This window comes from Isoptericola croceus, assembly GCF_029382255.1.
Taxonomy (GTDB): Bacteria; Actinomycetota; Actinomycetes; order Actinomycetales; family Cellulomonadaceae; genus Isoptericola; species Isoptericola croceus.
The window spans coordinates 213,583-228,089 of sequence record NZ_JARLLG010000006.1; the positions used below are offsets into that span (position 1 = coordinate 213,583).

Sequence of the window (14,507 nt, forward strand, 5' to 3'; positions counted from 1 at the left end):
GCGGGTCCTTCCGTCGATGCCCGTCGCCCCATCCTGGGGCACATGAGACCGTCGGGTGGTCACGGCACGACACGGTGAACGAGGAGATCTTCGATGCGACGCACAGCCCGGCCGGTCCTGGCCGCGCTCGCCGTGCTGGGCCTGGCGGCCTGCACCGGCAACCCCGGGCCGACCTCCACGTCGAGCGCTCCGGCGAGCCCGCCCACCGAGCCTCCACCGTCGGCCACGAGCACTCCGGCGCCCACGAGCGACGTCGACGCCGCGCTGGTGGCCCTCGAGGCGGAGTTCGACGCGCGCGTCGGGGTCGCCGCGCTCGACACCGGCGACGGGTCGCGGACGGAGCACAGGGCCCACGAGCGGTGGGGCTATGCGTCGACGGTCAAGGTGTTCCTCGCCGCCGAGCTGTTGCGGACCACCACCGCCGAGCAGCGCACCGAGCAGGTGACCTGGTCGCAGGAGGACGTGGACGCCGCCGGCCATGCCCCGGTCACCGGGGAGCACGTCGGCAACGCGCTCACCCTCGACCAGCTCGCGGAGGCCGCCGTGCGCGAGAGCGACAATGCGGCGACGAACATCCTTTTCGACCGCATCGGCGGGCCCTCCGGTCTGCGTGACGCGTTCGAGCTGATCGGCGACACGACGACCGCGCCGGCGAGGACGGAGCCCGCCCTCAACCAGGTCGGGCCGGGGAGCACCGAGGACACCACCACCCCGGCCGCGTTCACCGCCGACCTCGACGCCCTGCTGCACGGCGGAGCGCTCGGGCCCGCGGACGCCGCGCAGCTCGTCGAGTGGATGACAGGGAACGCCACGGGTGACTCCTTGGTCCGCGCCGGCGCTCCCGACGGCTGGAGCGTCGCGGACAAGTCCGGCGGTGCGGGCGCGATCCGCAACGACGTCGCGCTCGTCACCCCACCGGGCCGTGAGCCCGTCCTGCTGACGGTCCTCACCGAGCGTCTGGATCCCGACGCGGGGTACGAGGACGAGCTTGTCGAGCGGGTCGCGGCCGTCGTCCTGGACGAGTTCCGATAGGGCGACGCCGTCCGTGCGACGCGGAACGACCTCACCCTCTCGTGCGAGCGGGCCGGCCCGGCAGCTCGCGGCTGAGCGGCTCCGGGGGACGACGGCGGTGGTCCTGGTGGTCGACGCGACGCACGCCGCACTCGGCGCACCGCACGTAGAGGATGCGACCCGTCGAGACGGCATGGCTCGACTCCACGAGCCAGCCGTGCTCGTGCGTCGCCGGCGTCGCGAGCCGGTGGTGGTCGTCGGTCCCGAGTGTCGTCATGGGATCCAGCGTGGTGTCATGGTCTTGTGCATCTCAACCCTTACGGCGAGTACGCGGTGCTCCTCGCCGCGTCACTGGCCGACGACTGGCCCTCCGCCCGCGCCGGGATCGAGGCCCGCACGCGCGATTTCGGCATGACGATGGCCTTCCCCGAGGCGCCCGACGACCACCCGCGGACCCGGCGCGTCATCGACGACTGGCTCACCGTCGTCGACGCCACGGACCCCCGCGAACGAGCCCACCTGCTCAACGCCCAGCTGGCGGACGCCGCCGCCTACCCCCGGCTCACCGACCACGACGACGAGGGCTGGCACCTGCACTACCGCGACGAGGACCAGTCGCTGCCCCACGTGCTGCACGCCGTCATCAGCGTCGGCACCGCCCTGCACCTCACCACCCGCGGCATGCACCGCCTCGGCCGCTGCGCCGCCGGGCTCGCGCCCGGGGACCCGTGCACCGCCGTCGTCGTCGACGTCACCCGCAACGGACGCCAGCGGTACTGCTCCGTGCGCTGCGCCAACCGGGCCGCGGTCCGGCGGCACCGGGCGCGTGCACAGACCTGAGTGGCGCCCCGCCGCTCCCGGGCGAGCCGTGCCAGGCGTCACTGTAGTTCAGTGATGTTCACTGCAGCTTGGTGAGAAGGGCCGTCCCCTGGCAGTCGACCGCCTGGTCGCGCTCCTACCACCGCCGCAGCCGCGTCGGAAGCCTCAACTCCGGGCCTACCTGGCGTCACTACCGGAGGTTCCGATAGGCCCGTCGGTGGTACACGAGCGGCTCCGCCGGCAGCCCCGCCAGGACCTGCTCGACGCGCAGGACGAACAGGTCGCTCGCCCCGACGGCGTGGACCGCCGCCACCTTCCCGAGGAGACTCCACCGGGCTCCCGGCACGTGCGGGTGGTCAGCACCCCCGGCGACCGTCGCCTCGTCCCAGCGCCCCGGGTCGCCTCGGCGCGCGAACCGGTCGGCGAGACCCTCCTGGCCGGACCCGAGCAGGTTGACCGAGACCTCGTGCGCCCGGCGCAGCGCGGCGAGCCGCGACGACCGGCGGTCCACGCAGAAGACCAGCAGCGGCGGGTCCAGCGACGCGGCGTTCACCGAGGTCACCGTCATGCCGCCCGTCCCGTCCGGACCGGACCACAGGACGACCGAGACCGGCGCCGGCTGGTCGGCGAACACCGTGCGCAGCACGTCGACAGCCCCCGGCTGGGCCACCAGCCCTCCCGGCACGCTCACTGCGAGGCACCGACGAGCTGCCAGCCCGCCGCCTGCTGCTGGGTCGTCCACAACCGCCGGTAGAGACCGTCGGTGACGACCAGGTCCTCGTGCCGCCCGTGCTGGACGACGCGCCCGCCCTCCAGCACGACGACGGCGTCGGCCTCGACGACCGAGCGCAACCGGTGCGCGACCATGAGGACGGTCCGTGTCTGCGCGAGGCGACGCAGCCCGGCGCTGATGGCACGGTCGTGGACGGCGTCGAGCGACGAGGTCACCTCGTCGAGCACCAGGACCGGCGCCTGGGTGAGGACGGCGCGCGCCAGCGCGACCCGCTGCCGCTCCCCGCCGGACAGCATCGAACCGCGCGGCCCGACCGGTGCGTCCAGCCCGCCCTCGCGCTCCGCGATCAGCTCCGCCAGCCCCGCCTGCTCCGCGGCCCGGAGCAGGTCCTGTTCGCTCGCCCCAGGGCGCCCCACCTGCAGGTTGTGCCGCAGCGAGCCGTCGAGGAGCACGCAGTCCTGCGGGACCACGGCCACGAGGTCGAGCAGCTGGTCGGCGGAGAACCGGCGCACGTCCGTGCCACCGACGCTGACCACCCCCACCGTGGCGTCGTCCGTACGGGCGACCAGCATGGCCAGCGTGGTCTTGCCGGCACCCGACGGGCCGACGAGCGCGGTCAGCCCTGGGGCCGCCAGGTCCAGGTCGACGTCCCGCACCGCCCAGTCCACGGCACCCGGCGCCTCGAGCACGCCCGAACCCTCGGACCCGCCCGGGCCCTGGGAGCCGTACCGGTACGACACCCCCCGGAACGTCACCGCGACGTCCCGGGTCGGCGGAGCCTGCGAGACACCACCCGGCGACGCCGTCCCCGAGGCGCCGGCAGCCTGCGCCTCGGAGAACACCTGGTTGAGCTGCACCAGCGAACGTCGGGTCATGCGCATGCCCGCGGCGAGCGCGGCAGCCGCCGAGACGGCGTCGACGATCCGCATCCCCAGGATCAGCACGGCCAGGAGCTCGACGACGCCGGACGCGCCGTCCGCGAGCCGCACCACGGCCACCCCGACCGCGACCAGGAACACCGCCTTGGTCAGGAGCTCGTGCACCAGCACGGCCGGCACCGCCACCCTCAGGAGGCGGCGGTCGGCCCCGCGCTGCGCGACGAGGGTCTCACCGAGCCGCCCCCGGTCCTGCGAGAGCCTGCCGAAGGCACGCAGCACCGGCTGCGCACGGACGAACTCCAGCACCCGTTCCGCGGTGGCGTCGGCGAGCCGGTGGCGACCGCCGTCGGCCGTCGCGACCATCCGGTCCGTGAGCAGGATCGACGCCGCGAGCAGCGGGGTGCTCGCGACCAGGGTCAGCCCGACGACGGGGTCGACGACGAGCAGCCCGGCCGTCAGCACGGTCGGGACGACCACCGCCGTGACCAGCGGGCGCAGGAAGTGCGCGGGGATGTTCATCGTCGCGGTCACCGTCGGGCCGGCGAGCCGGGACAGCTCGCCGGAGCGGCCCCGACGGAACCATGGCCGCGGCAACGTGTCGAGCGCCTCGGCGAGCCGCGACTGGAGCGCGCCGCCGATGCCGGCGCCCACCAGGAAGGCGTGCCGCTGGACCAGGACCGTGACGACGGACGCGACCAGAGCGACGGCGACGAACACGCCGAAGGGCCGTGTCGCCGCCGCACCGGGACCGGTCTCGAAGACGGCGCGCAGCAGCGGGACGAGGCACAGCAGCGCCGTGGCCTGCAGCCCGGCGGCGAGGACCATCCACCCCACGAGCCGCAGCACCGGCCCCCGGTGCTGCGGTCCGAGCGCTCGGAACATCTCGGCGATCATGAACGCGCCTCCATCGGCTCGGCTTCGGCATTCTCGGCGCCGTCGTGAGCGCGCCACAGCGCGGCGTAGCGCCCGGCGCCGTCGGACAAGAGCTCGTCATGGGTGCCGCGCTGGACCAGACGGCCGTCGTCCAGGACGACGATCTGGTCGACGTGGCGGACCGTCGCCAGCCGGTGGGCGACCACGACGACGGTCCGCCCCCGGGCCAGCCGCGACAACGCCCGCTGGACGTGCGCCTCGGACTCGGCGTCGGCGTAGGCCGTCGCCTCGTCGAGCACGAGCACCGGGGTGTCGGCCAGCAGCGCCCGCGCGATGGAGATCCGCTGCGCCTCTCCCTGGGAGAACTCGACGTCCCGGCCGATCTCGGCGTCGTACCCCCGCTGCTCCGCCACGATCCGGTCGTGGATCCCGGCCGCGCGTGCGGCGGCCACGACATCGTCGCGTCCCGCCCCCGGGCGACCGCAGGCGACGGCGTCGTGCACCGAACCGCGCAGCAGCACGACGTCCTGGAAGACGAACCCGACCCGTGCGTACAGCTGCTCGCTGGTCAGGTCGCGCAGGTCGACGCCACCGAGGGTGATGCGGCCGGAGTCGACGTCCTCGAACCGGGCCAGCAGCGAGGCCAGCGTCGACTTGCCCGCCCCCGAGGCGCCGACGACGGCGGTGACTGTGCCCGGCTCGCACGCGAACGACACCCCGTGCAGCACGGGACGCTCCGCGTCGTACCCGAACGTCACGTCCTCCAGCCGCACCTCGTGCCCGTCCGGCTGCGCCACCTGCTCACCGGGGGTCGGCATCACCGGGAGCTCCAGCACCTGCTGGACCGAGGCCGCGGCGGCCAGGCCGCCGCGCAACGCCGGGAACCTGGTGCCGACCGTGCTGATCGGTGCCGTGCACAACGGCGCCAGCACGAGCGCCGGTACGACGGCCGCGGCCTCCACCCACCCTGCCGCGACCAGACCGGCCGCCGTGGCGACCACCACGAGGACCGCCGTCAGGGGCAGCGCGAGCACGAAGGCGACCGCCGTCCTGACGCTCGTCTGCCCGACCCAGCCCCGGAAGAACCCGTGGAACGCCGCGCCGGCCTCCTCGAAGCGACGGGCCTGGCCGCCGCGCCGTGCGTAGAGCCGGACGACGTCGATGCACTCCACCGTCTCGACGGCGGCGCCGTTGAGCTCGGCCATCCGTTGCCCGTACTCGGCCATCCGCGGCCCGGAGCCACGCATCGTCGTCTGGAAGGTCCAGACCGCCGCCGCGGCCAGCGCCAGCATCGGCAGGCCGAGCAACGGCTGCGTCGCGAGCAGGTAGACGAGCACGGTCATCGGCACGGCCACCGCCCCGACGGCGTCCAGCAGGGCGTGCGCCACGAGGTGGTGCATCGCCCCGGTGTCGTCCTGCACGGCCTTCTTGACCCGGCCGGCGTCGGTGCCGGTGAACCAGCCGAGCCGCACGCGTGACAGACGGTCGACGAGACGCTCCCGCAACGTCAGCTGCAGGTCGCTGTCCGCCAGGTGGCTGACCGTCGTGGCGGCACCGACCAGCACGGCGGCCACCAGCAGGGCCGCCCCGGCCCAGCCGACCTGGGCCACGGCCTCCGCCCGGTCCACCGGCGACCCGGTCACGGCCGCACCGGCCGCCCTGGCGCCCAGCTCGGCCAGGAGGATCAACGCGATCGTCCCGACGACGCTCCCCACCGCTTGCAGCAGCGTCGCCGTCAGCAACCTGCCCCGGACCGGCGCGAGTACCTGCTTCACAGCACACCCTCCTCGATCTGATCGGCACCACGACGCGCCAGCTCCGCGGCGACGGACGCCACCGTGGGCTCCTGGAGGAACGCGCGCACGGTGTAGTCCGCGCCCCACCGGCGTTCGACCGCCTGCACGAAACGCAGCGCCGCCAGGCTGTTGCCCCCGGCGGCGAAGAAGTTCTCCTGGTCGTCGCGGACCACGACGCCGACCTCGGCCCACAGCCGGGCGACCTCACCGGCCAGCCCCGCCGACTCCACGGCGGCGCGCTCGGCACCGGCGTGGTCGGCCACGTGGGCCGCGACGAGGGAGGCGACGGCCGCTCGGTCCAGCTTGCCGTTGACCGTCAGCGGCATCTCGTCCGCCCGGACCACGCGCGCGGGGACCGCGTACGGCGGCAGCTCCGCGCGCAACATCTCGCGCAGCCCGGCCTCGTCCCGGCCGCTCTCGAGCGGACCGCTGCCGGTGACCAGGGCGAACACCCGCGACCGGTCGCCGGCGAGGACGGCCGCCGCCCGCTCGACACGCGGCAGGCGTTCGAGGGCGGCCTCGACCTCACCGAGCTCGACCCGGTGACCACCCACCTTGACCTGGGCGTCACGCCGACCGCAGAACTCGAGCGTCCCGTCCGGCCAGTAGCGCCCCAGGTCACCGGTCCGGTACCAGCGGCGCCCCCCGTCGACCACGAACCGCTCGTCGGTCAGGGCGGGGTCCCCGCAGTACCCGCGCGCCAGCCCGGCGCCGCCGATCCAGAGCTCTCCCACGGCCCGGTCGGGCCGGTCCCGCCGCAGGTCGTCGACGACACGGAACTCCTGGTTGGACAACGGCCGGCCGTACGGCACCGACGGCCAGTGCGGTTCGGCCCGGTCGAACGGCTGCGCGTTCGACCAGATCGCCGCCTCGGTCGCGCCACCGAGGGCGAGGAGCCGGGCGTGCGGTGCCCGCGCCGACGACCGCTCGGCCAGGTCGAGCCCGACCCAGTCCCCGGAGAGCAGGACCTGGCGCAACGACTCCAGCGGCCGGCCCGGCCCCTGGCGCTCGGCCGCACCGAGCAGCAGGTCGTAGAGCAGCGGGACACTGTTCCACCAGGTCACCCGGTGGGTGCGCACCAGCTCGCACCAGCGGTCCGCGTCGCGCCGGTCGCTCTCGCTCGGCACCACGAGCTCCGCCCCGACGGCGAGGGTGCCGAAGATGTCGAACACCGAGAGGTCGAAGTCGAGCGCGGCCGATCCCAGCACGACGTCGTCGGCGGTGAGACCGCACCGCTCGACGAGGTCGTCGATGGTGTTGGCCGCCGCGGCATGGGTGATCTCCACGCCCTTCGGCTCACCCGTCGAACCGGAGGTGAAGATGACGTAGGCGACGTCGTGCGGGTCGCCGGCCCAGGGCTCGGCGAGCGGCTCCGCGCCGGACAGGTCCTCGAGCCCGTCGATCGTGTGCACCAGACCGGCGGCCGCCGCGATCCGTGCCACCCGTGCGGCCGGCTGGTCGACACCGATCGGGACGTACACCCCGCCGGCGGCCAGCACCGCGAGCACCGCGACCACCTGGTCGGGGCTCTTGGGCATCCGGACCCCGACGCGGTCGCCCGGGCGGACCCCGCGGTCGCGCAACGCTCCGGCGTGCTCGAGCACCACGGAGCGCAGCCTGCGGTGGCTGATCTCGCTGCCGTCCGCGCCCCGCAGCGCGACCCCGTCGCGCTGCTGGTCCGGCCCGTCCAGCACGGCACCGTGCAGCGTCCGGGGCGTCCGTGCCGTGGCGGTGTCGTTCACCCGGTCGCGCACGGCACGCTGGCCGGCAGGCAGGCCGTCGAGCACCCGGCCGGCCGCGGCGACGTCACCCCGGGTGCAGGCCGTCACGGCGTCGCGGTACAGCTCGAACATCGCGTCGACGACGCCGTCGGCGAACAGGCCGACGACGCTGTCCCAGGTGATGAGCAGGCCTCCCTCGGACTCGGTCACCTGGTTGTCCAGCGTCACCTGCGGCGACTGGGAGATCCCGTAGGCCCGCGTACCGAACGCCGGCGACATGTCCATGCCGACCCCGGGGCCGGTGCCCACACCGAGCCCGCTGGTGAACACCACGGGGACGGACTCGAGGCGACCGTTCATCCGGGTCAGCTCGCGCAGCAGCCACGAGGACGACACCTCGCGGTGGTCCAGGTCCTCGGCCAGCCGGGCCTGCAGGGCCGAGGCGGCCTGCTGCCAGTCGTCCGCCTCGCTCGGGCGGTAGTCGGCCAGGGAGACGGTGGTGAAGTCGCCGAGCACGCGGTAGATGTCGGGATGCACCTCGCGCCGGTTGAACATCGTCAGCGTGACCGTCACGTCGCCTCGTTCGCTCCACCGGCCGAGGACGTGCGCGTACAGGGCCAGCAGCACCGTCGACGGCGTGAGCCGGAGCCGGCGGGCCAGGTCCTGCAGCCGCTGCCAGCTCTCGGCGTCGAGCCGGTGCTGGCGCCGTTCGAACCGTGGCGGCGCCTCGTCCACCGTGCGAGCCAACGGCACCGTCGGCCCCGGAGGGAGCTGGGCGAGGCGTTCCCGCCAGTACTGCTGGTCGGTGTCGACGGCCGCCGGGTCGGCGCGGTGCTGCAGCACGTAGTCGCGGAACGACAGCTCGATCGGCGCGAGGTGGGCCCCGGAGTCGGTGACGAGGAGGTCCAGCTCGGTGAAGAGCGTCATGATCGACAGGGCGTCGAACACGATGTAGTCGAGCCCGATCACCCACCGCTCCCCGTGTGGGTGCCGGACGAGCTCGACGTGCCACAGCGGCGGCTGCGACAGGTCGAGCACCCGGTGGGACCACGCCTGCCGGAGCCGCTCCAGCTCGTCGGCGGACCCGACGTCCCGGACGGGCAGCTCCCACCGTGGCAGCTCGGGGTGGATGGTCAGCATCCCGTCGGCGTCGACGCTCGTGCGGAGCATCTCGTGCCGTGCCACGAGCCGCCGCCAGGCGCTCTCGATCGCGGCGACGTCGAACGAGCCTCCCGCCGGGGCGTCGAACTCGGCGTACTGCCAGGTGCCGACACCACCGAGCGGCAGTGCCGGGTCACGGCCGAGCAGGTAGGCCTGCTGGACGTCCGTCCCGGGGAACGGCAGGTGGCGTTCGTCGGGGCGCGGCACGATCACCTGCGCCTCGGAGGGACCGGCGCCGACGGCGTCGTCGGCAGCCTCCACGCCGTCCGGCCCGTGCGGCCACGTCAGCGAGGCCGCGTACTCCGCCAGGCTGGTGGCCCGGAGCAGCGCGGAGACGCGTGCTCCCTCGGCCCCGGCCCGGCGCAGCGCCGCCGTCGCCCGGGTGGCGAGCAGGGAGTCGCCACCGAGCGAGAAGAAGTCGTCCCCGGTGCGGAGCGGTCGCGGCGGCCGGAGCAGCTCGGCCCAGACCTGCGCGACGCGCCGTTCCGACGCGGTGCGTGGGGGAGCACCGCCACCGGACGCTGCGCCGTCGGCCGTCGCCCCGCCGTCGAGCGCCGCACGGACCAGGGCCTCGACCGCGGAGCCGACGACCTTGCCGTTGGCGGACAGCGGCAGCTCCGGGACGACGACGACGGGGTCGCAGACCATGTAGGCCGGGACCGCCGCCGACAGGCCGGAGCGCAGCTCGTCCGCCGACGGCGCCGGGTCGGCGGCGGCGACCACGGCCGCGAGCCGGGTCGCCCCGCGTCGGTGCACGGCCCGCACGACGGCGTCGCGCACGCCGGGCAGCGCGCGCAGGGCGGACTCGACCTCCCCGGGCTCGATGCGGTGACCGAGCACCTGCACCTGCGCGTCGCGCCGACCGTGGAACACCAGGGTCCCGTCGGGACGGTAGGAAGCGAGGTCCCCGGTGCGGTACCACCGCTCGCCGTCGAGCGTCACGAACCTCTCGGCCGTGGCGTCCGGCCGCCCGCGGTAGCCCTCGGCGAGGCCGGCCCCGCCCATCCACAGCTCGCCGACCACCTGGTCCCGGCAGTCGTGGCCTCGGTCGTCGACGACCCGGCAACGGACGTTGTCCAGCGGCACGCCCCACGGGACGCCGTCGGGCATCGCGCCGGCGGGGGAGCCGATCTCCGCGACCGTCGAGTGGATCGCCGCCTCGGTCATGCCGCCGAGCGCCAGGAACCTGGCCCGCGGCGCGACGGCGTGGAACCGGTCGGGAAGGTCGGTCGGGATGACGTCCCCGCCGAGCAGCGCTGCCCGCAACGACGGCCCCTCGCCGGCCGACGCACCCGCGCCCGACGGCGCGGCGGCCAGCAGCAGCCCGAGCAGGGCGGGCACGCTGTTCCACACGGTGACGTGGTGCTGCGTGATCAGCCGCCACCAGGCCTCCGGGTCCCGTCGCTCCTCCTCGGTGACCACCACGACCGTGCCGCCCACGGCGAGCGGCGCGAACATGTCGTAGACGCTGAGGTCGAACTCCAGCGCCGACAGGGCGAGCGAGGCGTCGTGCGGGCCGAGGTCGAGGCGCCGGTTGAGCGCCGCGACGGTGTTCATCGCGGCCGCGTGGCTGACCTCGACGCCCTTGGGCTCGCCGGTCGAGCCGGAGGTGAACAGGACGTAGGCCGGACGGCGCACCTGCGCCGCCAGGTCGTCGTCGGACTCGTCGCCGGCCGGCTCGTCGTCCTGCCCAGCGCCCGGCGCGGCGGCGTCCGCACCGTCCGGCGGCACGAACGCGACGGCGTCGTCGTAGGTGGCGGCGTCGATCGTCGTGACGACGTCGCCGAGGCGCCGCATCGTGGCCGCGCGGGCCGCCGGCTGGTCGATGCTGATCGGGAGGTACGTCGCTCCCGCCCGCAGGATCCCGAGCACGGCGACCACCTGGGCGCGACCCTTCGGCAACGAGACGGCGACGGTGTCGCCGGCGCCGACGCCCCGCGCACGCAGCCACCCGGCGACGGCGCCGCTCGCCGCGGCCAGCTCGGCGTACGTCAGGGTGCCGCGCGAGTCCGCCACGGCCACCCGGTAGGCCCACGCGGGGTCCAGGTCGGCGACCGTGGCGTGCAAGAGCTGCGGACGGTGGTCGACGGCGGTGTCGTTGACGCGGTCACGCACCTGACGTTGCGCGGGGGGCAGCTCGCTCGGCGCCGGTCGGTGCCACGCCTCGGGTGCGGTCAGCAGGTCGTCGAGCAGGGAGCGGTAGTAGTCGAAGGCGGCGTCGGCGACCCCGTCGCGCAGCACGTCGTCACGGACGTCCCAGTTGACCAGCAGTCCTCCGCGGAACTCGGTGACCTGGGCGTCGAGCCAGACCTGCGGCCCCTGCGAGATGATCCACGACGGTTCGCCGAACGTCTCGCACACCGCCTGCTCGTACAGCTCGCCCAGCCCGATCGCACTGGTGTACACCACGGGTGCCAGGACCGGCGTCCCCTCGTGCCGGGCCTTGTCCCGCAGCACCTCGACACCGGGGTAGCTGCCGTGCGCCACGGCCTCGGCGAGGTTCTCCGCGAGCGCCCGGGCACGGTCGACCAGCCCGGCAGGTCGGCGCAGGTCGATCTCCAGGAGGATCGACGACGAGAAGTCGCCCACCAGCGCGTTCACGTCCGGGTGGATCTCGTCGCGGTCGAACAGCGGCAGGTTGAGCAGGAAGCGGCCCTGCCGGCTCCATGCGCCGACGGTCTCGGCGAACACGGTGGCGAGCAGGGCCGACGGGGTGACCCCGTGCTCGGCCGCCCGCCGGCCGAGCGTGGCCACCTGCTCTGGTGTGAGCCAGTGGTGCAGCCGCCGGCTGCGTGCCGGGCCGGTCGCTGCCGCGGCGGCGGGCAGCTGCGGGCCGTCGGGCAGCGTGTCCAGGCGGCCGTGCCAGTACTCCGCGTCGGCCTGCCGGTCGTCCGCGCGGTCGCGACGCTCGGTGGCCAGGTAGTCGGCGAAGCCGAGCCGGGGGAGCGGTCGTGCGGCCACGGCGTCGGGGTCGAGGTAGGCCGCACGCAGGTCGGCGAGCAGGAGACGCATGCTCAGGGCGTCGGCCGCCACCATGTCGAGGTCGAGGTGCAGCCTCGTCCGTCCGCGCGGGAGCAGGCTGAGCGCCACGCCCAGGAGATGCCCGGCGGCGATGTCGAGGTGCTGGTGGGTGTAGCGGTCCCGGAGCTCGTCGAGCCGGCGGGTGACGTCGTCGTCGTCGAGCCGGCGCAGGTCGTGGACCTCGACGCCGGCGTTCGGGCTCGGCACCCCGTGCGGACCGGCGGCGGGCGCGGTGACGGCCTGCCCGTCGTCGCCGAACCGGGTGCGCAGCAGCCCGTGCCGCGTGACGAGCACGCCGAGCGCCCGCCGGAGTCGTTCCGGGTCGACGCCGCGTCCGTCGAGCTCGACGTAGTAGTGCGCGGCCACCCCGCCCCACGGCTGGTCCGGGTCCCGCCCGATCCAGTACGCGTGCTGCATGGTCGCCAGCGGGTACGGCTCACCGTCCGGGACACGGACCACGTCGGCGTCGGCCTCCGCGTCCTGCGCGGCGGCGGGAGCCTCGGGTGCCGAGGGCCCGACGATGCGTGCCCACCCGCGCAGCGTGGGGTCGGCGGCCAGCTCGTCGAACCGGGCGCGGACCCCCTGGCGGCGCCAGCCGCCGATCAGCCGGATGAGGGTGAGGGAGTCCAGCCCGCAGGCGAAGAGGTTGTCGTCGTCCCCGGGTGCGCGGCCGGCGTCAGGGAGCGCGGTCGTGACGGCCGCTCGCAGCCAGTGCGGTACGGCGGGCGTCTCGGTCAGGGTGGCGGGCTCGGTCATCGCGGTGAGGCTCCCGGTCGTTCGCGTCGAGGGTCGGGGTGCGTGACGGGCAGGGTCACTGCCGGGTCACGCGTTCACGCAGTGCTGCCTTGTCGATCTTCGCCACGGCCGTCAGCGGCATGTCGTCGACGACCGCGAACCTCTCGGGGACCTTGTAGGCGGCCAGCCCTCGTTCGCGCAGGTGTGCGACCAGGGTGGCCGGGTCGGGCTCGCCCTGGCCCGGTACCGGGCGGACGGCGGCGGCCACCCGCTCGCCGTACAGCGGGTCCGGCACGCCGAAGACGGCGGCGACGTCGACCTGCGGGTGGGTCACCAGGTGGCCCTCGACCTCGGCCGGGGCGATCTTCTCGCCCCCACGGTTGATCTGGTCCTTCACCCGGCCGACGACGATCAGGTGACCGGTCTCGAGCCGCCGCACCAGGTCGCCGGTGCGGTAGTACCCGTCGGGGGTGAACGCGACGGCGTTGTGCTCGTCCGCCCGCCAGTACCCCCGCAGCGTGTAGGGGCCGCGGGTCAGCAGCTCGCCCGGCTCACCGGCGGCCACGTCCCGGCCCTCGCCGTCGACGACGCGCACCTCGTCGCCGGGGGACATGGGCACGCCCTGCGTGGTGGTCACGAGGCCCTCGGGGTCGTCCAGGTGGGTGTAGCAGATCAGCCCTTCGGCCATGCCGTAGACCTGCTGGAGCGTGGCGCCGAACGCCGGCCCGACCGTCACCGCGACGTCGTCGGGCAGGCGGGCGGAGCCCACGTTCACGACCTCGACGCTCGAGGTGTCGCGGCCGCCGAAGCCGATCTCCTCGACGAACAGCCCGGCCAGGGGCGGGTTGAGCGTCAGGGACGTGACCCGTTCGGCCACGATGAGGTCGAAGACCGTGTCCGGGCTGGGGTCACGGGCGAGGACGACCGTGCCGCCGGCGCTGAGGGTACCGAGCGCACCGGGGCAGCACCAGGAGAAGTTGAAGGCGACCGGTAGCGCGGCCAGGAAGACGGTGTCCGGGGTCATGCCGCACCGCTCGGCGCTGAGCCGGGCGTTGTACAGGTAGTCGTCGTGCGTGCGGGGGATGAGCTTGGGCAGCCCGGTGGTCCCGCCCGAGAGGAGCAGCAGGGCGAGGTCCCGGCTCGAGGTCTCGGTGCGCACGCCGGAGGCCCGGTCAGCGCCGTCCGCGGTGCGGAGCTGGTCGTAGCCGGTGGCGGCCCGGTCGCCGACCTCGCCGACGACGACCACCAGCAGCGCCCGGCCTGCCTGGGCACGAGCGGCCACGAGGTGGTCGGCGAGCTCGCGGTGGTCGAATCCTTGGTGGACGTCGGTGGTGACGTAGGCGCGCGCGTCGGCGAGGTCCGCGAGGTGCTCGAGCTCGGCGGTGCGGTGTGCCGGCATCGCGTGCACGGGGACGGCGCCGAGGTGCTGCAGCGCGAACCAGAGCGTGAGGAACTCCGCCACGTTCGGCAGCTGGAGGATCACCCGGTCCCCGGGGCCTACCCCGTGCGCGGCGAGCCCCGCGGCGACCGCCTCGGACTCGGAGACGAGGTCGGCGTAGGTGAGCCGCCGGCGGTGGTCGACCACGGCGACGTGGTCCGGACGCCGTGCGGCCCAGCGGTGCAGCGCCGCGGAGAAGGTCTCGCCGGCCCACCAGCCGGCCTGCTGATAGCGCTCGGCGTCCTCGGTGGGCCAGCCCGGCCAGTCCTTGCTCACGACGGTCCCCTCTCTGAGACGGCAGGTGTCGCGGCCACGGGAGAC

8 protein-coding genes are annotated in these 14,507 nt (G+C 74.7%); 2 read left to right on the top strand and 6 right to left on the bottom strand.

All coding sequences use genetic code 11. From position 1 onward, the window contains the following. The first annotated feature begins 93 nt into the window (after positions 1-93). Complete coding sequence (gene bla / locus PZC42_RS14405; protein ID WP_277212230.1) at positions 94-1,032, top strand: class A beta-lactamase; 939 nt, start codon at positions 94-96, stop codon at positions 1,030-1,032. 31 nt (positions 1,033-1,063) lie between these two features. Here the strand turns inward: bla and PZC42_RS14410 are convergent, their stop codons facing one another. Beyond that, the gene (locus PZC42_RS14410; RefSeq protein WP_277212231.1) at positions 1,064-1,288 is read right to left on the bottom strand and encodes a hypothetical protein; all 225 of its coding nucleotides are present in this window, start codon (positions 1,286-1,288) and stop codon (positions 1,064-1,066) included. A gap of 26 nt (positions 1,289-1,314) precedes the next feature. Between PZC42_RS14410 and PZC42_RS14415 the strand changes: the two genes are divergently transcribed. After that, the gene (locus tag PZC42_RS14415) at positions 1,315-1,851 is read left to right on the top strand and encodes a CGNR zinc finger domain-containing protein (RefSeq protein ID WP_277212232.1); all 537 of its coding nucleotides are present in this window, start codon (positions 1,315-1,317) and stop codon (positions 1,849-1,851) included. Between the two features lie 169 nt (positions 1,852-2,020). Here the strand turns inward: PZC42_RS14415 and PZC42_RS14420 are convergent, their stop codons facing one another. Genes PZC42_RS14420 through PZC42_RS14440 form a run of 5 tightly spaced genes read right to left on the bottom strand, consistent with a single transcriptional unit; the run spans position 2,021 to position 14,462 of the window. Beyond that, positions 2,021-2,521 (bottom strand): flavin reductase family protein, encoded by a 501-nt coding sequence (locus tag PZC42_RS14420; RefSeq protein WP_277212233.1) that lies wholly within the window; start codon positions 2,519-2,521, stop codon positions 2,021-2,023. Beyond that, positions 2,518-4,335 carry an ABC transporter ATP-binding protein gene (locus tag PZC42_RS14425; RefSeq protein WP_277212234.1) on the bottom strand — a complete coding sequence of 606 codons (1,818 nt, stop codon included), beginning with the start codon at positions 4,333-4,335 and terminating at the stop codon, positions 2,518-2,520. The genes PZC42_RS14420 and PZC42_RS14425 overlap by 4 nt, the downstream gene beginning before the upstream one ends. Then, positions 4,332-6,089: an ABC transporter ATP-binding protein gene (locus PZC42_RS14430; protein WP_277212235.1), complete on the bottom strand. Its 1,758-nt coding sequence runs from the start codon at positions 6,087-6,089 to the stop codon at positions 4,332-4,334. Before PZC42_RS14430 ends, PZC42_RS14425 begins: the two co-directional genes overlap by 4 nt. Continuing rightward, a complete protein-coding gene (locus PZC42_RS14435; RefSeq protein WP_277212236.1) occupies positions 6,086-12,769 on the bottom strand; it encodes a non-ribosomal peptide synthetase in 6,684 nt (2,227 codons plus the stop codon). Before PZC42_RS14435 ends, PZC42_RS14430 begins: the two co-directional genes overlap by 4 nt. Positions 12,770-12,824: 55 nt before the next feature. Then, positions 12,825-14,462: a (2,3-dihydroxybenzoyl)adenylate synthase gene (locus tag PZC42_RS14440; RefSeq protein WP_277212237.1), complete on the bottom strand. Its 1,638-nt coding sequence runs from the start codon at positions 14,460-14,462 to the stop codon at positions 12,825-12,827. Between the last annotated feature and the right edge of the window lie 45 nt (positions 14,463-14,507).

Coding starts and splice junctions, on each gene's coding strand:
- bla (WP_277212230.1), top strand. CDS start 94: ATGCGACGCACAGCCCGGCCGGTCCTGGCCGCGCTCGCCGTGCTGGGC.
- PZC42_RS14410 (WP_277212231.1), bottom strand. CDS start 1,288: ATGACGACACTCGGGACCGACGACCACCACCGGCTCGCGACGCCGGCG.
- PZC42_RS14425 (WP_277212234.1), bottom strand. CDS start 4,335: ATGATCGCCGAGATGTTCCGAGCGCTCGGACCGCAGCACCGGGGGCCG.
- PZC42_RS14435 (WP_277212236.1), bottom strand. CDS start 12,769: ATGACCGAGCCCGCCACCCTGACCGAGACGCCCGCCGTACCGCACTGG.